Annotated in this window: 15 protein-coding genes; 12 read left to right on the top strand and 3 right to left on the bottom strand. The window is 40.0% G+C overall.

The features are described 5' to 3' along the window. The first annotated feature begins 630 nt into the window (after nt 1-630). The gene (locus H6G08_RS25585; RefSeq protein ID WP_242046271.1) at nt 631-1,065 is read left to right on the top strand and encodes a hypothetical protein; all 435 of its coding nucleotides are present in this window, start codon (nt 631-633) and stop codon (nt 1,063-1,065) included. A gap of 164 nt (nt 1,066-1,229) precedes the next feature. Here H6G08_RS25585 and H6G08_RS25580 read toward each other — a convergent pair whose 3' ends face one another. Next, nucleotides 1,230-4,691, bottom strand: a complete 3,462-nt coding sequence (locus H6G08_RS25580) for a CHAT domain-containing tetratricopeptide repeat protein (RefSeq protein WP_190548146.1) — start codon at nt 4,689-4,691, stop codon at nt 1,230-1,232. 1,376 nt (nt 4,692-6,067) lie between these two features. Between H6G08_RS25580 and H6G08_RS25570 the strand changes: the two genes are divergently transcribed. After that, nucleotides 6,068-7,390: a protein kinase domain-containing protein gene (locus H6G08_RS25570; protein ID WP_190548142.1), complete on the top strand. Its 1,323-nt coding sequence runs from the start codon at nt 6,068-6,070 to the stop codon at nt 7,388-7,390. 5 nt (nt 7,391-7,395) lie between these two features. Continuing rightward, nucleotides 7,396-8,811 (top strand): RDD family protein, encoded by a 1,416-nt coding sequence (locus H6G08_RS25565; protein ID WP_190548140.1) that lies wholly within the window; start codon nt 7,396-7,398, stop codon nt 8,809-8,811. Nucleotides 8,812-8,963: 152 nt separating this feature from the next. On the opposite strand, the gene H6G08_RS25560 is transcribed toward H6G08_RS25565, so the two are convergent. Further along, nucleotides 8,964-10,220 (bottom strand): glycosyltransferase family protein, encoded by a 1,257-nt coding sequence (locus tag H6G08_RS25560; RefSeq protein ID WP_190548138.1) that lies wholly within the window; start codon nt 10,218-10,220, stop codon nt 8,964-8,966. Nucleotides 10,221-10,449: 229 nt separating this feature from the next. Here H6G08_RS25560 and H6G08_RS25555 point away from each other — a divergent pair, with 229 nt between their 5' ends. The 4 genes from H6G08_RS25555 to H6G08_RS25540 all read left to right on the top strand — a co-directional run bounded on the left by H6G08_RS25555 (nt 10,450) and on the right by H6G08_RS25540 (nt 16,821). After that, on the top strand, nt 10,450-11,268 hold the full coding sequence (locus H6G08_RS25555) for an Rpn family recombination-promoting nuclease/putative transposase (protein WP_190548136.1): 819 nt from the start codon (nt 10,450-10,452) through the stop codon (nt 11,266-11,268). Nucleotides 11,269-11,272: 4 nt separating this feature from the next. Further along, a complete protein-coding gene (locus H6G08_RS25550; protein ID WP_190548133.1) occupies nt 11,273-11,467 on the top strand; it encodes a hypothetical protein in 195 nt (64 codons plus the stop codon). Between the two features lie 12 nt (nt 11,468-11,479). Next, nucleotides 11,480-12,082, top strand: coding sequence for a hypothetical protein (locus H6G08_RS25545; RefSeq protein WP_190548131.1), 603 nt, complete (start codon nt 11,480-11,482; stop codon nt 12,080-12,082). Between the two features lie 752 nt (nt 12,083-12,834). Beyond that, nucleotides 12,835-16,821, top strand: coding sequence for a magnesium chelatase subunit H (locus H6G08_RS25540; protein ID WP_190548129.1), 3,987 nt, complete (start codon nt 12,835-12,837; stop codon nt 16,819-16,821). A gap of 39 nt (nt 16,822-16,860) precedes the next feature. Here the strand turns inward: H6G08_RS25540 and H6G08_RS25535 are convergent, their stop codons facing one another. Further along, nucleotides 16,861-18,015: a PIN domain-containing protein gene (locus H6G08_RS25535; protein ID WP_190548127.1), complete on the bottom strand. Its 1,155-nt coding sequence runs from the start codon at nt 18,013-18,015 to the stop codon at nt 16,861-16,863. Nucleotides 18,016-18,367: 352 nt separating this feature from the next. On the opposite strand from H6G08_RS25535, the gene H6G08_RS25530 reads away from it, so the two are divergent. The 5 genes from H6G08_RS25530 to H6G08_RS25510 all read left to right on the top strand — a co-directional run bounded on the left by H6G08_RS25530 (nt 18,368) and on the right by H6G08_RS25510 (nt 20,570). After that, nucleotides 18,368-18,784: a XisH family protein gene (locus tag H6G08_RS25530; RefSeq protein ID WP_190548178.1), complete on the top strand. Its 417-nt coding sequence runs from the start codon at nt 18,368-18,370 to the stop codon at nt 18,782-18,784. Continuing rightward, nucleotides 18,772-19,113 carry a XisI protein gene (locus H6G08_RS25525; RefSeq protein ID WP_190548125.1) on the top strand — a complete coding sequence of 114 codons (342 nt, stop codon included), beginning with the start codon at nt 18,772-18,774 and terminating at the stop codon, nt 19,111-19,113. The genes H6G08_RS25530 and H6G08_RS25525 overlap by 13 nt, the downstream gene beginning before the upstream one ends. 22 nt (nt 19,114-19,135) lie before the next feature. Continuing rightward, entirely contained in the window at nt 19,136-19,711 is a 576-nt protein-coding gene (locus H6G08_RS25520) for a Uma2 family endonuclease (protein ID WP_190548123.1), read from the top strand. Between the two features lie 329 nt (nt 19,712-20,040). Next, nucleotides 20,041-20,256 carry a hypothetical protein gene (locus H6G08_RS25515; RefSeq protein ID WP_190548121.1) on the top strand — a complete coding sequence of 72 codons (216 nt, stop codon included), beginning with the start codon at nt 20,041-20,043 and terminating at the stop codon, nt 20,254-20,256. A 44-nt stretch (nt 20,257-20,300) separates the two neighbouring features. Then, a complete protein-coding gene (locus H6G08_RS25510) occupies nt 20,301-20,570 on the top strand; it encodes a DUF2171 domain-containing protein (protein WP_190548119.1) in 270 nt (89 codons plus the stop codon). Nucleotides 20,571-20,703 lie beyond the last annotated feature (133 nt).

Below are 20,703 nucleotides of genomic sequence, written 5' to 3'. Positions count from 1 at the left end.
AATTAGCCGCACCCTTCTAGGGTGACGGCGGGATTGCGGGATCAGCGAGAGGTTTTCCCCCGACAATTTGGGATAATTGATTTTTTGCAGTTCCCTAATAACAAATGCATAGGCGTAACCCGCCTTCGGAATCGCAAAAAACAACAAAACCTAGCTACACAGATGCTTATTCTCAAATATCGCCATTTTTGCCCCAGCAATCTACCCTTTTACCTGTGGAAAACACCAAAATAAGTACGCAATATACCTAAATGAGTAAGCAATATACCTTTTCACTTGCGGAAAACACCAAAATGAGTGCGTAATTTACCGAAATGAGAAAGCGAAAAGGCTTAATGAGTAGATGAAATGGTATTTTACCTGCGGAAAACACAATAATGAGAACTCGTTAAGCCTTAACGAGAAGGTGAAATGGCTTTTCGCTTACTAAAAACAAAAAAATGAGTACTTGATTTCGATAAACAAGAAAGCGAAATGCTTTTTCGTTTACGAAAAATATAAAAATCAGTCCTAAATATGTATAAACGATAAAGCAGCCACATTTTCAGCAAACAAACTTAACCTCAAGCCTTTGCCCCTACAATCGTATTGTTTGCGGATGCAATGCTACGGTGAAAACTAGCAATTTATATGCAAAACCTGAAAGAATCCAATATAACTAAAAAATCCCAGATTGCTAAACAATACATTAATAATGTATTGCAGCAGTTGTTAATTGATTATAAAAATACCCGCGATGAAAGACGACAAATAGCTATTTGGGAAGAATCTCAGGATTTCAGCATATTAGGAGAAATAGAAATTTTTGCAACTGATATTGAAGGATATGCATCTCAAGTAATTGCCAATGATGACTTAGGACAATATCAAGAAATGATTCAAAAATTAACAAAAATGCATATATTTGATATTGCTTATTTTGCCGATTGGTACTTTGCTGAAAAAAGTCAATTTCCGCAAATTAAACTATATATAGAAAAACTTAACTACCTGCGGTTGTTAGTGATTGAGTATATAAACGATGCGATCGCGCTGCAATCCCAACAGACAATTCACATCGGATAGCTTCATCTACTCGCAGGCGATCGCCACCATAATCATCTGCTCAATTATATTCCAATCAAATTGTTTCCCAATACGATCTCTACTACAAGCCACTCCAAACTAATCCCCCTTCCCTTGTCCCCCCTGTCCTCCTTGTCCCCCTGCCCCCTGCCCCCCTGCCTCTTCTACCTCCACTCCCCCTGCACCGTAAACGCCGCCCATTCATTCAGACTGCGCCCTTGTTGCCATAACTTCATCTGCGCCGCACGCAACGCCTCAGCCGGCTTTTTATTTTGCTGTAACATCTGCTGATAAAATTCCTGCATTAATATAGATGTGCCTTCATCGTTCACTTGCCATAGGGATACCGCTACCCGCGCCGCACCTGCATACATTAATCCCCTTGTCAATCCTACCAAGCCCTCACCGTTGACTTCCTTACCAAGTCCAGTGTCGCAAGCACTTAAGACAATTAACTCTGCGGGGTAATCTTGGTTAAACAAATCGCCTAAACTTAATTTATTGTTGGTTAAATATTTACCTTGTTTATCATAGCTAGACAGTAGAATTCCTGATAACTGTGGTTCTTTGGGATCGACTATACCGTGAGTGGCAAAATGGAGAATGCGATATTGATTTAAAGCGCCGCTAGTCGCCCAATTGTAATTAGCATCAAAACTTAAAGCTTTGAGACTGTTGGCTGATGGTATAAGTTTTAAAATCGCTTTGGCTTCCTCGGCGGTGAATGGTAGCCGGTTCCAACCATTGCGCTTGAGGTTTTTGGCGGAACGATTTAGCTGAGATTGTTGTAATTCCGCCGAAACATCAAGATTTTTGTTCCTAGATTGAGGTTGATCAGCTTCTTGGCAATTTTCATCTTTAAATCGGCAATCGGTAGCATTAAATACCGGATCGGCAAGGATAGCTAATGCTTTCGGTGCGGGTTGACGCTTGGCGAGTTGTTGGCGTTGAAATGCAATGGTTGAGGCTGAGGGTAAATTGACGATTTCATGATTTACCATCAGTGGTTGGTATTCGGAACCAGGTTGAAAATGGGCATAGGGCATGGGGCATGGGGCATGGGAAAGACAGATTTTCATGCTTTGTTGTGCCGAATAGCTAGCTTTAAACAATGATTTCTCCCTTGTCCCCCTTGTCTCCCTTGTCCCCCCTTCATTCACATCAGCCAAGGCTGCAAAGGGAATAGTTTGCAATCCACCATCAGCGACAATGACTAACCGCTTTCCTGGTAATTGATTGGCGACAGGTGCGAGGATAAGTTTACTCAGGTTTTGGGCTTCTTCAATTGCAAATTTCTCTGCTGTTTCTTGTTGCAAACTGGAATGAAATCTTGTGGCAACTTTTTCGATTTCTTGGCGTGGGGGAAGGGTGTAAACTTGCATTGATGTAGAAGTAACAGCCCATAAATAACTGCGTTCTTCCCCTAATGAATACTGCAACAGTAGGGTGTCTTTATCTAGTTGTTGTTGAATTTGCGGTAATTTGAGAATGTCTTTATCTGGATCTGGGTTGGTTAATTTTGCATATTCTGGGTTAGAAGTGCGAATTTGGGCTTGTAGTTGTTCGTATTGATTGCTGAGATTGGCGATGTCTTGGCTCAGTCGTTGAATAGCGGCTTTGGTAACTAAGTCGTTTTTATTGGTTGAAGTTTCTAAATTGCGCAGCAGTGTAGTTTTAGCGTCTATTTGCTGTCGTAAATTCCGTTCTTGGGCGATGAGTTGCGGGTTTGCGCCTTTAAGAATTTTGGCGTTGGCTTCGTTTAATAATTCGATGAGGCTGCGGGCGCGGGAACGTTCGCTGTAGTGTAGGGCTAATGCAGCGTATCCTTGGGATGGTTCTTTTTTGTGTAGTTCCATCAGCAAGTCGATGCAGAATTTGTAAACACCTTGCTGAGTGGAGAAGTAAGAACTGCGAAGGTCTTTGTTGTCGATTTTGGTGCGTAATTCTTCGATAATTGCGATAGCGGCTTCTACATTGGTGCGTGCTGCTTGGAGATTTCCGCGACTCCGTTCTAGGCTGGCGAGGTTGTAAAGGGTAGTAGCTTCCCCAGAGCGATCGCCCACCGCCTGCAAGAGTGGGAGTGCTTTGTTGTAAAATTCCAAAGCTTTCTGCTTTTCCCCTAATGCGTTGTAAACTGCGCCGATATTATTCAGGGTAGTAGCTTCCCCACCCTTGTCGCCCACCGCCTGATACAGTGGCAGTGCTTTGTTGTAATATTCCAAAGCCTTCTGCTTTTCCCCTAAATCGGAGTAAACTCGCCCGATATTATTCAAGGTAGTAGCTTCTCCACCCCTGTCACCCACCGCCTGTCTTAGTGGGAGTGCATTGTTGTAATATTCCAATGCTTTTTGCTTTTCCCCTAATGCGTCGTAAACTGCGCCGATATTATTGAGGGTGGTAGCTTCCCCACCCCTGTTGCCCACCGCCCGCCACAGTGGGAGTGCATTGTTGTAATATTCCAATGCTTTTTGCTTTTCCCCTACAAAAAAGTAAACTGCGCCGATATTAACCAAGGTAGTAGCTTCCCCATCTCTGTCGCCCACCGCCCGATACAGTGGGAATGCATTGTTGTAATATTCCAATGCTTTTTGCTTTTCCCCTAAAGCGTCGTAAACTAGCCCGATATTATTCAAGGTAGAAGCTTCCCCACCCTTGTCCCCCACCGCCCGATACAGTGGAAGTGCATTGTTGTAATATTCCAAAGCTTTCTGCTTTTCCCCTAATGCGTTGTAAACTGCGCCGATATTATTCAAGGTAGTAGCTTCTCCACCCTTGTCGCCCACCGCCCGATACAGTGGGAATGCATTGTTGTAATATTCCAAAGCTTTCTGCTTTTCCCCTAAAGCATGGTAAACTGCGCCGATATTATTGAGGGTTCTAGCTTCCCCACCCTTGTCGCCCACCGCCCGATACAGTGGGAATGCATTGTTGTAATATTCCAAACCTTTCTGCTTTTCCCCTAATGCGGAGTAAAGATAGCCGATATTATTCAGGGTAGTAGCTTCCCCACCCTTGTCGCCCACCGCCCGATACAGTAGGAGTGCATTGTTGTAATATTCCAAAGCCTTTTGCTTTTCCCCTAAAGCATGGTAAACTGCGCCGATATTATTGAGGGTTCTAGCTTCCCCACCCTTATCGCCCACCGCACGCCTGAGTGGAAGTGCATTGTTGTAATATTCCAAAGCCTTCTGCTTTTCCCCTAATGCGGAGTAAACTAGCCCGATATTATTCAGGGTAGTAGCTTCCCCACCCTTGTCGCCCACCGCACGCCTGAGTGGAAGTGCATTGTTGTAATATTCCAAAGCCTTCTGCTTTTCCCCTAATGCGGAGTAAAGATAGCCGATATCATTGAGGGTAGTAGCTTCTTCTGCTTTATCCCCTACTTTCTGCCACAACACCACCGCTTCTTGCCATTTTTCTATTGCCTGCCGCAATGATTCTACTGTCCCTTGTTTGTAAAGTGCATAGCCTTCTTCAGTTGCTTTCATTGCTGCGGCGCGGGTTGCATCTTGCGTTGTGGTTGGCTGCTGGGCGATTTGCGTCTGTTTAAATGTGGCTTTTGCTCCCACTGACTCGGATAATAAAACCACACTCAGCAAGGCGGTTAAAGTGTAAAGCCTAAGCATAATTCGTAATTTGTAATTCGTAATTCGTAATTCGTAATTTGTAGGGGCGGGTTTATTTGGATCATCGTTAAGCAGCAAGGATATCTGTAAACCCGCCCCTACCGTAATTTGTAATTAAAAGGTATGAGAAGGTATTTAGGGGTTTGGGTGTCAATCTGTCGCTGGATTGGGGATAATTGGGATTATTAAGTTATTTTCAGAATATATACTGAGCTAGATGGGATTTAGTTTAAAGCTTGGGTGAATATTGGCTGAGGCTGGTTTCAGTTTTGGCAACAAATTTAAGGTAAGTTGTCTGTTCATGGGTGTTTTTCCTCGCTTCTGTTCTCTTTATCTGTGAGGGGCGAGGACTTATGCAGTTTTTGCGTTTTGATGTCAGATACAGGGTATTTCGCGTAAATTATGTATGCGCTTCGGGTATGGCATCCCAATCATTAACTTACCAAGCCCGCAACTCGTAGGATACTGCTGGCGAATGGTGGGTTAGACCCCTCAATGTTGATATACACTGTTCTTGCGCTTACCCGACACACCGCCCGCAGGCTAGAAGCCTGGGGCTAGCGCTACAAAGCCTGCCTCCGCAGGCTCAATTTCTCTAGCCTGCGGAGGCAGGCTTTGTTCAATTAGCCGCACCCTTCTAGGGTGACGGCGGTATTTCGGGATCAGCGAGAGGTTTTCCCGCCCCCACAATTTGGAATAATTCATTTTTTGCAGTTCCCTAATAACAAATGCATAGGCGTAACCCGCATTCACAATCGCCAAAAACAACAAAGCCTAGCTACACAGCCGCTTATTGTCATACATCGCCATTTTTGCCCCAGCAATCTACCTTTTCACTTGCGCAAAACACCAAAATGAGTACGCGATATACCTAAATGAGTAAGCAATATACCTTTTCACCTGCGGAAAACACCAAAATGAGTGCGCGATTTACCGAAATGAGAAAGCGAAAAGGCTTAATGAGTAGGCGAAATGGTATTTTACCTGCGGAAAATACAATAATGAGAACTCGTTAAGCCTTAACGAGAAGGTGAAATGGCTTTTTGCTTACTTAAAACAAAAAAATGAGTACTTGATTTCGATAAACGAGAAAGCTAAATGCTTTTTTGTTTACTAAAAATATAAAAATGAGTATTGAATATGTGTAAATGATAAAGCTGGCGCATTTTCAGCAAACAAACTTAACGCCAAGCCTTTGCCACGACAATCTTATTTTCAGAATTAAAAAGTCAAATATTTTTAGTTGAATTCCTCTGTTTTTAATCGCGGCGTGTTTTGTATCAAGTTACATTACGTTTGTTACAAAACGTAATTGCGAATCTGTTGAATTTTTTGTGTATGATATTTGTAAATATTTTTATTTCCTAAATATCTATATGTTTGGAGTTAGTCTAGTTGGGGAAACCCTTCAAGGACACTACCGAATTACAGCAAAACTGGGAGAAGGTGGTTTTGGGGAGACATATTTAGCTGTAGATACATCAAAATTCAATCGGCGTTGTGTTGTCAAAAGACTCAAACCTCAAAACCCATCCGCTTTTCAGTGGGTGCAGCACGCTTTTGAACAAGAAGCACAAATGCTAGAAACTTTAGGTAGACATCCTCAAATTCCAGATCTTCTAGCATACTTTCCCGAAAAACAAGAGTTTTTTTTAGTTCAAGAATTTATTGATGGTAACAATCTGCGTACAGAATTTGCTCCAGGTAGACAATGGAGTGAAAACGCTGTACTTTTTCTCTTGCGAGATATTTTAGAAGTATTAGAGTTTGTTCATCAACGCGGAGTAATTCACCGCGATATTAAACCGGAAAATTTAATTCTCCAAAAATCAGATCATAAAGTAGTGTTAATTGATTTTGGAGCAGTGAAGCAAATCAGTACCCAAGTGTTTAACACTAATGGACAGATAATATCCACTGCTGTTGTAGGTACGCAAGGTTATATGCCTGTAGAGCAGTTACGGGGACATCCAATGCTATCCAGCGATATTTACGCAGTAGGGATGATTGGGATTGAAGCTCTCACAGGCATATTGCCACTACAACTTGATGTAGATCCTAGCAGTTTGGAAGTGATCTGGCGAGAGCGATCGCAAGTACCAATCAGTGACAACCTAGCTAATTTTTTAGACACGATGGTACGCTACTTTCCCATCAACCGCTATAAATCTGCATCAGAAGCATTGGAGGTTGTACGCTATTTGACAGGCACAATGATGCCAATACCCACGCCAATACCCACGCCAATACCCACGCCAATACCCACGTCAACACCAACACCAACGCCAAATCCAAACCTAATAAAATATGCAGGATTTTCTACCAGATTTGCCGCCGATATTATTGATAGAACTATTTTAATTATTGGTAGTATAACCTTAGATTTGATTACGAATGTATCATCTAATAATGATGAATTTTGGGGACGTTTATTAGCTTATTACATCATTCTCGGCTTTATCTATTCTACAGTCATGGAAAGTTCACCAACCCAAGGAACCCTTGGTAAAATGCTCCTGGGAATTGTTGTAACTGATAAAGATGGTAATCGATTAAGTTTTGAACAAGCTGCTAAAAGATATTTTTGTAAATTACTTTCATATTTAACTATTTTTATCGGCTTTTTTATGGCAGGATTTACACCTAAAAAACGCACAATTCATGATATGGCATCAGGTTCTTTAGTAATCAGGAAATAGTCAATATGTCTACAAGCAGTTATGCAAGTTTTGGCAGAAGATTTGTTGCTGTTTTCATTGATGGAATTTTACTGCAATTGTTTTTCTTTATTACTACTTTTGAAAAAGCACCTGCTCAAATAGATAACCCAAAAGCAATTTTCTACTATATTTTTACCACAATTTTTGCCTGGGTTTACTTCGCATCTATGGAGAGTTCTGTAATTCAAGCTACCTTTGGTAAAAGATTACTAGGAATTATTGTTACAGATAAGGATGGCAAAAAAATATCTTTTGCTAAAGCTACAGCCAGATACTTTAGTAAATCATTTTTTATTATATTTTGGATATTCGCTGGCATAGTATTTGTAATGGCTGCAAGTACAGGAAATCAAAATTCTCCCTATTTAGTTTTAGCTGGATTACTATTTATTATTGGATTACTGATAGTTTTTATTGGCTACCTAATGGCTTTATTCACACCAGAAAAGCAAGCTCTGCATGATATTATTGCTAGATGCTTAGTTGTAAAAGGTAGTGGTCAATCTGTAGCTATTCCCTGGAAAGCTCTGATTGGATTAGCAATAGCAGCAGTTTTAGCCGGAAGAGTTCTCGCACAAGTTCCTGGAGCCACCATAGCCCCAACACCTACCGATACAAATACCGATCCTCCAGTTACCGAAAATGATAAACCATCTAGTAATACTAGTAATAATTGCGCTTCACTCACTAATAACATTTTTCAATTAGAACTAACTGAAGCTAACACATATATCAATGGAAATTGGAAATTAGGATTTGCCAATGGGATTGTTCAACATGAGGGATTACTCTCAATGAAAGACTCTTCAGGAATATTGATAGTTAGGTTTCCTGATGACGATGGTAGTACTAAAACTGTTAGGCAAAATATGCAACTCTGTTCATCTGCCAGAGGTTTAGTGCTTTTAGGAGAAAATCCGATTGATTTGAAGACGAATGAGACTAGTCCGACTTACGCACCTGATAATTTTATCATTGCTCAGGGCATAAATGGACAAATATTCCGCAATTATTCTCGAAATAACAATAATATAATTGAATCTCCAGTTGAAAGAGAATTTCTCGGATATTCTGCAATTGGAATTCAGATGGTTGAACTCAACTCAGAAGTTCTCGAAAAAGTGAATAAAGAAGGCAAAATCCCCTTTAATTTGAGTCAAGATACAGGTATTTTGATTCACTCAGTAGAAAATAATTCTAATGCTCAAGAAGCTGGTTTAGAAGCAGGAGATATTATTTTGAGTGTAGATAGCAAAGAAGTGACTCGTATAACTGAGGTACAAGCAATAATTAATTCCTCACTTTTTGGTTCTACTTTAAAATTTGAAGTTGATCGCAATGGTGAAAATAAATCTTTGAACGTTACAGCCGGATGTTGTGTTCTCCCGGAGAAGCCTTGAACAATATATAGCTGTTGACTGTTGACTGTTTACAGACTTGAAAGCCTTTTATTGTCAGGATTTTATCTTAGCTTGATGTCCTAATTTATGTGGCTAAAGCTACATTTGAATAATTAAATTTATTAGATGCAAGTATATATGTAAAAACACCTCTAATTTTCTATCTCTTCCTTCACCAAAGCTGCTAACTTCTCCGCCGCACCAGCTTCACCCCGAACATTGTGTAATTTCATCTGCATTTGCTCTAATTTTTCAGGGTGAGCAAGTAAATCTAATACCATTTCGCCAATATCTTTTGCTTGAAGTTTACCTACTAATTCTGGTACAATCTCTGCCTGTGCCCAAATATTCGGCCAAGCTAATAAACCTTTGCGTCTGAGAAATATCCAGTTAATTACTTTAGCAAATGTTGTGCCTACACCTGGTAAATTAGCTAATAATCCCGGTAAACCATCCCAAGAACGCATCGCATCAAGTTGTTGAGTTGGTATTAAGACAATCATCGGTACAGCTAAAGCACCAAGTTCGGCGGTGTTAGCTCCAACTGTAGTTAAACAGATACTACATTGAGATAATAATTGATAAGCTGGCGATTCTTGCCAAAGTTCTACAGTTAAACCTTTGGCTGTTTTTAATATTGGTTTTTGTTGATTATCTTCTGGAAAAATTAAGGAAGCACCGCTAAAACCAAAGGTTTCCACAAAAGAATTTTTTTGAGAATTTGCGAAACTAGCTAAGGTTTGTAAATCTAATGTTGGCGCTACGGGAATAACAAACTTAGTATTCGGTTTTTGTGCATGAATATATTCTGCGATCGCTATTGTTAATGGTACACCTTGAGCTAACTTAGCGGCTTTAGAACCCGGTAACAAACCAATGATTTCTGCGCTTTGTTCTTTATCCTGTACCAAAGAGGCATAACTATTAGCTTCTAACATCAAATCGCCAACCACAGTAAACTTGTGCGCGTATTTGCTGGGAATGCGTTCAGCAACTTTTGCTGTCATCACGCCAAATCTATCAACTATACTGTACCACCGCGCATCCCATTCGGCGTAAATCACTGTACTATAGCCGAGTTTTTTCCCAATAACTACCGGAAAAAACTGATCTCCACCCAGAAATACAACTACACCGTGACTTCTCCAATCCCAATTATCAACGGTTTTGCCCCAGAGTAAAAACTGCCAAAAATGTTCAGCTTTTTGAACTCTATCTACCTCTGGATAAGAAAGTGCGATCGCAGCTTCTTTACCGCTAGCATTAGGACAAGGTGATAAAATTACAGAAATCCTCACTAAAGAGCGATCTTCGCCCAATTGTTGACGTAATGCCTTAACTACTGGACGTACCCAAGTTGTCACTTCTCCAGGGCCATTGGAGAGAATCAAAATATCTACTGGAGTCATGAGTTAATCGTGAATAGTTAGGGGACATTAGTCAAGAGGCAAATGTTACCTGATTCTACTAATTCAAAATTCAAAATTAAGAATCCAGACAGAACAAGGCGTTGAGGTTGTGTATCTGTCGCATTCTTGTTTCAAATTGGTATTAGCCTTTGACTATGGACTATGGACTTTTGACAACCTTATCGCAAAATATACAATTTAAATGCGTAAAAGCTTAAAATTATAGACTATGTTTGATAATGTCTGTAAATTTCTTGCTGAATCATTTTCCCAGGACTTTGCAACTTGGTTACTCAACGAACCAATTACACTTACACAACTAAGTCCATCGGAATTATCCCTCGAACCCATCCGCGCCGATGCTTTAATTTTGTTGCAGTCGGATGAAATAGTTCTGCATTTAGAATTCCAAACTCGACCAGACGCGGATATTCCCTTTAGAATGTGTGATTATCGCTTGCGGGTGTATCGAAGATTTCCCCAGAAGCGAATGCGTCAAGTTGTAATTTATTTACAACCCAGCGATTCTGAGCTAGTTTACCAAACGGAATTCATCTTAGAGAATACCCGGCATAGATTTGAAGTCATCCGCCTTTGGGAACAACCAACAGAACTATTTTTCAACTCTCCCGGTTTGTTACCTTTTGCAACTTTAAGCCAAACCGAAAATCAACGCCAAACCTTAGAACAAGTTGCTGAAGTTATCGAAGCCATCAATGATACCCGCATCCGCAGTAATGTTGCTGCGTCAACAGCAGTTTTAGCTGGGCTAGTATTAAAGAAAGACGAGATTAAAAGAATTTTGCGAAGTGATATTATGCGCGAATCAGTGATTTATCAAGATATCTTGCAAGAAGGACTTAAGGAAGGATTTGAGCAGGGTATTGAACAGGGTATTGAACAGGGTATTGAACAAAAAGCTCAAGAAATTGCCATCAAAATGATTAACAAAAATATCGAAATTGAAACAATCGTAGATATTACTGGTTTAACCATTGAGCAAGTTCAACAATTACAGGCTAAAACTCTCGGTAATCAAGCCCAGTGATATTATGCGCGAATCTGTGATTTATCAAGATATCTTGCAAGAAGGGCTTAAAGAAGGATTTGAACGAAAAGCACAAGAGATTGCCATCAAAATGATTAACAAAAATATCGAAATTGAAACAATCGTAGATATTACTGGTTTAACTTTCGAGCAAGTTGAACATTTAAAGGCGCAAACAGGCAATAATCAATCACAGTAAGCTTTATTACTCATGTCTTATAGTGACTTCTCACTGTCAAAAGTCAAACGCGAATTTAACTTAACTATTGTTGAAAACGGACGCTTTTTACCGGAAACAGAGTCTATAGCACCTAGTCTTTACTTGCAAGAAGCCTTAAGCGAAGGACTACCATTAGCAACCGCTACTGGTTCGGAAAAAGCTCGTTCAGAATTGATTATTAGTCCTATTCTTGTAGAAGTTCGGAAAATACTTGAACGCAAAGTCAGCTTTTTTTCGGGTGAAGATTTCACCGTTGCAGCCGATTTAGGCTTAAGTGGAGTCTGTGATTTTTTAATTAGCCGTTCGCCAGAACAAATATTTATTGAAGCTCCGGTAATCGTGATTATTGAGGCGAAAAAAGGCGATTTAAAACCTGGTTTAGGACAATGCGCAGCCGAAATGATTGCTGCACAAAAATTCAATGAAGCTAATAATATACCAATTAAGACCATTTATGGCAGCGTCAGCAGTGGTACGGCTTGGCGCTTTCTTAAATTAGCAGGACAAACACTGAGTATTGACTTGAATGATTACACAGTTCCCCCAGTAGAGAAACTGTTGGGAATGTTGGTTTGGATGATACAGGAAGGTTAAATATTTTGCCGTTCTACTAGTTTTGACATACAGTTGCCAAAATTACTGGTTATATATCATCAAGCATGTGTAACTATATACAGCATATTTCAGGTAAATGAGGTACGCGCTTCTGGGCATGGCAGTGCCAATGCCCCTACAATCAATGATTATCTGGATCTCACCAAATTGCAATTCGCTGTATAAATTTTAAAGCGATCGCATTATTTCTTCAAATCAAGCATCAAGCTAAATTAATTACCAGCAAATTTATGTTTATCCGGTTGTACGCTCTATGGCTAAAAGCTTGATTATTTATCCTCATACTCATTAAATATGACTCAATTTTTGATAATTATTAGCAATAAAAACTCAATTCTGTACCAGAAAATACAATATTACTTCTCTGGAATCTGATATTTCCGAAAAAAGAGAATTTTATCTGAAGAATAGCGATATAAAATGATAGTAATAATATTGCTCTATGGTTAACTAGCAAGCATTTAAACCCTCAAAACATAAATGCTGCCAGCTATTTGTTTACATATTTTAACATTCAGTGTAGCAAATACTCATGGGTAAAGGCAATATCTACAAAGAAATATTTCATTATGTTTATCGATTTGTGTCAGTTAGACGACAAAATTAGCATTTGGTAGACGTTTTCTGATAAAAAAAATTCATATTCCTAAAAATAAATCGAAGTTACGAACGGCAAAATCAGCCGTGATGAACTTCTAGTAGAGAACGCGCATCAAAGGAGCCGAGGAAGCATGTTCACCCACGTCAAGTCCACCATCAGACATATTGCGCCTGATAATTTACGCGGACGTAATTTAATCAAGGTGGTCTATGTCGTGCTTGAGTCCCAGTACCAGAGTGCATTGTCGCAAGCTGTTCGTACCATTAACGCTAACCATCCCAACCTTGCGATTGAAATTAGTGGGTACTTAATTGAGGAACTCCGAGATTCAGAGAACTACGAGGAGTTCAAGCGGGATATCGAGAGTGCCAATATATTTATTGCCTCACTGATTTTCATTGAAGACTTAGCACAGAAAGTAGTAGCCGCCGTAGAACCATACCGCGATCGCTTAGACGTAGCTGTTGTATTCCCCTCAATGCCGGAAGTTATGCGCCTCAACAAAATGGGCAGCTTTTCTCTGGCACAATTGGGACAATCCAAAAGTGCGATCGCCCAATTCATGCGGAAGCGCAAAGAAAAATCCGGTGCAGGCTTCCAAGATGGGATGCTGAAACTGTTGCGGACTTTGCCACAGGTGCTAAAGTTTCTGCCAATGGACAAAGCACAAGATGCTCGCAATTTCATGCTGAGTTTTCAGTATTGGTTAGGAGGTTCGCCAGAAAACCTGGAAAACTTCTTGCTGATGCTGACTGATAAATATGTATTAAAAGGTGTAGATAAAGCCAATCAGCCCTCGACAACATATCAAGCGCCAGTGGTTTACCCCGATCTGGGAATTTGGCATCCCCTGGCTCCGAGTATGTTTGAGGATGTAAGAGAATACCTCAATTGGTACACAGCCCGTAAGGATATATCCAAGAATCTCAAAGATCCTTTAGCTCCCTGTGTGGGTTTGGTATTACAACGTACTCACCTAGTTACAGGCGATGATGCTCACTATGTAGCGATCGTCCAGGAGATAGAATCCCTGGGAGCCAAAGTACTACCAGTATTTGCGGGTGGTTTGGATTTCTCCAAGCCTGTGGATGCTTACTTTTACGAACCAACTACCAATACACCTTTAGTAGATGCGGTAATTTCTTTGACTGGGTTTGCTTTGGTAGGCGGCCCGGCTAGACAAGATCATCCCAAAGCTATTGACGCACTCAAGCGGTTAAATCGTCCCTACATGGTAGCTTTACCCTTAGTCTTCCAAACCACAGAAGAGTGGATGGATAGCGATTTAGGGTTACATCCAATTCAAGTAGCCTTGCAAATTGCCATACCGGAATTGGATGGAGCAATTGAGCCGATCATTTTATCAGGTAGAGATGGTGCTACCGGAAAAGCGATCGCACTCCAAGACCGTGTGGAAGTAGTCGCCAAACGCGCCTTAAAATGGGCAAATCTCCGCCGCAAACCCAAACTAGATAAAAAAGTCGCCATTACCGTTTTCAGTTTCCCCCCTGATAAAGGGAATGTGGGTACCGCCGCATATTTAGATGTGTTCGGTTCCATTTACGAGGTGATGAAAGCGCTCAAAAATAACGGCTACGATTTACCGGAATTACCGGAATCAGCCGAGGCGCTGATGCAAGAAGTCATCCACGATGCTCAAGCACAGTACGCTAGCCCAGAACTTAACATCGCCTATAAAATGTCAGTGCCAGAATATGAAGCATTGACACCTTACTCCCAACGCCTAGAAGAAAACTGGGGCCCCCCTCCCGGACATCTCAACAGCGATGGGCAAAATCTGCTGATTTACGGTAAGCATTTCGGCAATGTCTTCATCGGCGTCCAGCCTACCTTTGGTTATGAAGGCGACCCGATGCGGTTGTTATTCTCCCGTTCTGCTAGCCCGCACCACGGTTTTGCTGCTTACTACACCTATTTAGAGCAAGTTTGGCAAGCTGATGCCGTGTTACACTTCGGTACTCACGGTTCTCTGGAATTTATGCCCGGTAAGCAAATGGGGATGTCTGGTGATTGTTATCCAGACCAACTAATTGGCACAATTCCTAACCTGTATTATTACGCAGCCAATAACCCCAGCGAAGCCACAATTGCCAAGCGCCGCAGCTATGCCGAGACAATTTCCTACCTGACACCACCTGCTGAGAATGCTGGTTTATACAAGGGTTTAAAAGAACTCAGCGAATTGATTGCTTCTTACCAAACCCTGAAAGACACAGGACGCGGTATCCCCATTGTTAACTCCATCATGGATAAATGCCGGATGGTGAACCTGGATAAGGATATCGACTTGCCAGAAACCGATGCCAAGGATATGACCGAAGATGAACGGGATAATATTGTTGGCAGCGTGTACCGCAAGCTGATGGAAATTGAATCGCGGTTGTTGCCATGTGGATTGCATATTATTGGTAAACCACCGACAGCCGAAGAAGCGATCGCAACTCTGGTCAACATCGCTAGCTTAGATCGTCAAGAAGAAGGACTTCAAGGCTTACCGGGAATTATCGCCAACAGCATTGGGCGTAACATTGACGATATTTACCAAAATAATGACCGAGGTATCTTAGAAGATGTCCAGCTATTGCAAGACATCACCTTAGCTACCCGCGCCGCAGTTAGCGCCCTGGTAAAAGAGCAAACTGACGCAGAAGGTCGCGTATCCCTGGTTTCCCGGTTGAATTTCTTCAACATGGGTAAAAAAGAACCTTGGGTAGAAGCATTGCATCAAGCAGGCTATACCAAAGTTGATAACGCCGCCTTAAAGCCACTATTTGAGTATTTGGAATTCTGTTTACAACAAGTTTGTGCAGATAACGAACTCGGTGGATTACTCAAAGGCTTAGAAGGCGAATACATCCTACCCGGCCCCGGTGGCGACCCCATCCGTAACCCAGATGTATTACCCACAGGTAAGAACATTCACGCCCTTGACCCCCAATCCATCCCCACAACTGCGGCGGTACAATCAGCCAAAATCGTTGTGGATCGGCTGTTAGCCAGAAACAAAGCCGAAAACGACGGTAAATGGCCGGAAACCATCGCCTGTGTACTTTGGGGAACCGATAACATCAAGACCTACGGGGAATCACTAGCCCAAATCATGTGGATGGTTGGTGTTAGACCTGTTCCCGATGCTTTGGGAAGAGTCAACAAGTTAGAATTAATACCATTAGAAGAGTTGGGCAGACCGAGAATAGACGTTGTCATCAACTGTTCTGGCGTATTCCGCGACTTGTTCATCAACCAAATGAACCTGCTAGATCAAGCAGTGAAGATGGCTGCTGAGGTAGACGAACCCTTAGAAATGAACTTTGTCCGCAAACACGCCTTGCAACAAGCTGAGGAAATGGGGATTAATCTGCGTCAAGCAGCTACCCGCGTCTTCTCCAATGCTTCCGGTTCCTACTCGTCAAATATTAACTTGGCGGTTGAAAACAGCACTTGGGATAGCGAAGCCGAATTACAAGAAATGTACCTGAAGCGGAAATCCTTCGCCTTCAATTCCGATAACCCCGGAATTATGGACGAATCCCGGCAGATTTTTGAAAGCACTTTGAAAACTGCTGATGCGACATTCCAAAATCTCGATTCTTCCGAGATTAGCTTAACGGACGTTTCCCATTATTTCGACTCAGATCCCACCAAGCTGGTTGCAAGTTTGCGGGGTGATGGTAAAACACCAGCATCTTACATTGCAGACACCACCACAGCTAACGCCCAAGTGCGGACATTATCAGAAACCGTGCGCTTAGATGCTCGTACTAAATTATTAAATCCCAAATGGTACGAGGGAATGCTATCTCACGGTTACGAAGGTGTGCGCGAACTCTCCAAGCGGTTGGTCAATACAATGGGTTGGAGTGCGACAGCTGGCGCTGTAGATAACTGGATTTACGAAGATACCAATGAAACCTTCATCAAAGATGAAGAAATGCAAAAACGGTTGATGAATCTTAATCCTCATTCTTTCCGCAAAGTTGTATCAACTTTGTTGGAAGTGAATGGACGGGGTTATTGGGAGACTAGCGAGGAAAATTTAAACCGCCTACGCGAGTTATACCAAGAAGTTGAAGACCGGATTGAAGGCATAGAATAGTAATAATTAGGCAGGCGTATTGCCTGCCTTAACTTTAATCTAAAAGAAACAAGAATCAAACTCTTCCTGAATCTCCTCAAACTTATCAGGAGTCAGCACAATATTTCCGATTGAGCCGTTTGGATCTAAGTCAATGTTATCAACAGCATTAAAACATAAATTATCTAATTCATCTCTGAATAAAATAATTTCTAATTCAACAGAGATTAAAAGTTTTTGATTTACAGTTCCTTCAACTTTCTCAATCCCGTAATATGTATCATCTTCACTATCCCAATAAGCATATTCTTTACTATCATAGCTAATATTAGCAGTATAACTAACCTCAGTCTTTAGTTCAAAGGTAACAATTGGATACTCAAATTCGTCATCATTTATATCTACAATAGATTTATCAATAATTTTTATCGCTTCTACTACTACTTCTATAGATTCACTTCCCAATTCAAAGTAACCATGTGCAAAGTCTTCACTTAAAGAAAAATCTAAAGAGCTAAAACTATCTGATATTTCATTTTTAACCTCGTTCCAATTATCATCAAGTATTTTGTAGCACAAATCTACTTCTATAGATTCCTGTTCTATAATTTCTGTCAATAATTTATCAATGCTTTCTTTGCATATTAAATACTCACTTTGATTAGAAGCTTCTAACCAATCTCTATCACCGCTGATCACATAAATTCTTCTATTTTCAATTTTAGCCTTCTCTTCTATTGCTGCTATCGCAAATGCATCTGGAAATTCGTGCTTCTTTTGCCCATCCTTAAAAGGAGGAATTATTTTGAAGTATTTATTAAAAACATATTCTGCTAAAACAGTATCTACCGATAATATCTCTATCTGTGATTCTTTGATAAACTGATTAAATTGTTCTTTTAATTCATTACATAATTCCTCTTCATTTAAGGAGGAATCTAATAAGGGTTTGAATCTAAGAGAATTATGAATAATTTTAGCTTGTTTGCGAAACTGTTTGTGGAGGCTTTTGAAGGATGAAGAAGCTTGTTGTGTTAAATTCTCAATATGAGCCATCACTTTTTGTTGTGTGACTGTAGTCAAGTACAGGCAAACCTTTCCATCTTTAACTAGCTCTATAAGTTTTTTGAAGGATTTAGATTGGTAGTTAAAGTTTGCCCTATCAAATACTTCTGTGTCTAAAGCTACTAAACGAGTAGGTTGTCTGATTCGCATATTTTTTAAGTATAACTCAATACCTGTATTATAGCTTTTTTAGGAAATATACTGTAGCAAATTAGTTTAATATACTTAAGCTCTTAATTATGAGCTTTATCCTCTAAAGCATAAATGCTTAGATGGATGAAATTTTAACTATTGCTGTGTGTAAAGTAATCAATACCTAAAGTCAATGATTCTAAATATCTTTCTTGCCAAAGTTATGATCGCACTTCCACAACAGGCGATCGCTTTCTGATGTTTACGGAGTGTGTTTACGCGCGCTGATTTTTCGTTAGACATCCCTTAGTCAATTATTATAATAAATGTAATCATAGTGAATACATTAGCTGATGTCAGCAGAAATAAAATGCCAGCAAAAGACATTTACCATGATGCTGTTAAAAATGCCTTAATTAAAGATGGCTGGACAATTATAGCCGATCCTTATTTTTTGCAGTATGAAGATGCAGAGCTTTATGCGGATTTATTTGTAGAAAAATCTTTATTAGTAGAACAAGAAGGAAGAAAAATAGTTGTTGAAATCAAGAGTTTCATCAGTCCTTCACCTATGAAAGATTTTGAAAATGCTCTTGGGCAATATATCTTATACCGCGATATTTTAAGATTAGCCAATAAAGACTATGAAATTTATTTAGCAATTAGAGATACAATATTTGATACTTTCTTTCTACGAAAATCTATTCAAGCAGTCGTTAAACGCAATCAAATTGAATTTATTATTTTTAACAACGAAAGGGAGGAAATTACTTTATGGATAAATTAGGACAATATAGAGAGTTAATTAAACAGGTACTCAATGACTATGACAGCCTGTCTCGCAAATCTCCCGAAACTCATTCAGAAACTTGTTTAGTATTTGATGAAAATAACGATCATTATCTCTGGTTGACGGTAGATTGGCAAGGTAGCAAAAGACTTAAATATACTCATGTTCATATTAGGATAAAAAATGAAAAAATATATATAGAAGAAGACTGGACAGAAGAGGGAATAGCGATTGAATTAATTAGGCTTGGTGTAAATAGTAGTGAGATTGTCTTAGCTTTTCAACCTCCAGATGTTAGAAAATTTACAGAGTTTGCAACAGCTTAGTTAATTATCCTCTTATCAGAGTATGGATGCTATAACTCTCAATTTAAGCCCAGTGATTCAGCTTACAGATGAGCAATTTTTTCAGCTTTGTCAAATAAACGAACTCATCAGATTTGAGCGTAAACCTGATGGAACATTACTGCTAATGCCTCTTGTAGGAGGTTTAACTAGTAATCGCAATGTTAATATTACTGCTCAACTTGGGTTATGGAATCGTGATGAATTGCTAGGTGTTGCTTTTAGTTCTTCTACTGGTTTTACTTTACCAAATGGAGCAGTTCGTTCTCCTGATGCATCCTGGTTAAGGCGTAATAAATGGGATGCTCTGACTCAGGAGCAAAAAGAAAGATTTGCACCAGTATGTCCAGATTTTGTGGTGGAATTACGTTCTGCTAGCGATTGTTTGCAAAGGCTACACAACAAAATGCAAGAATATCTAGATAATGGTTCTAGATTAGGCTGGTTAATTGATTTAGAAACTAAAACAGTAGAAATTTATCGCCATAATCAAGATATTGAAATATTACAATCTCCTGCTAGTTTATTAGGAGAAGATATACTATCTGGATTTGTGCTGACTTTAAAAGATATCTGGTAAGTTTATCAATAAAAAGTGCGATCGCTTAAACACCACAGATATAGTTAAACTAACTCACACTCCTATCAGCTGATAACTCAATACAGTTCAGTTAGCGCCAAAAACATTAAGCTGCGTAGGTTGGGTTGAGGAACGAAACCCAACATTTCCAGGGGTTTGTTGGGTTTCACTTCGTTCAACCCAACCTACAATTATCCTTAACTGAACCGTATCAGCTTATAACTCCAGATAGGATTTACTCTTTAAGCCTTTAAGCCTTCTGATAGTGTATTTCCCAAAACCAAAAATCTAAGCTAAAGATGTTTGGTGATAAAAGTTAGGGGGAAATCATGCCTAGCGGTCATGCTAATCATAAGGGTAGTTCTAACAAACCCAATGTTAATGCTAATGGGGTAATTGATGACGCTGTAGATGAAGCAGTAAATCCCGAAGACTTACTACCAGAAGAGTTAACTAATACTGAAACTCTCAGAGTTGACGAAGCTGTTAATTATCCTCCCGCTACCCAACGTCCAGCTAAGGAAGGAAATAACACAAATAAATAAGCTTTGACGAAGAGACTTTTTAAGTATTTAATCAGAGGCTAAAAATGGAGATCTCAAAGATTAAAGAACATTTACCAGTCTATGCAGAAGGCTCTGGCGGTTTAGCAGGAGCATCTGATACACATATTGGTAATGTCGATGCTGTAGAAAATGGTAACTACATCAAATTGACTAAAAATAATGCTCATGATGGAAAACATCACTGGTTTCCTATCAACTGGGTAAGAGCAGTAGATGAACGTGCTGTATATCTCAATAAAACTGTAGATGAAGCAATGGCGCAATTGCTGAATGAACAACCTACAAATGTTTAATTTTTAGCTATCTGTCCTTGATTTTTGCCCAAATATCTGCATTCATGGAATTTTGAAAGTCTAAGTTTTCTGATTTTTGGCGCTAAAACCAAGTGTATCGACCAATTGCTCAGGAAATACCAGAAAATCAATT

The organism is Calothrix anomala FACHB-343 (assembly GCF_014696435.1).
Taxonomy (GTDB): Bacteria; Cyanobacteriota; Cyanobacteriia; order Cyanobacteriales; family Nostocaceae; genus Aulosira; species Aulosira anomala_A.
This window is presented reverse-complemented; position numbering and strand designations above follow the sequence as displayed.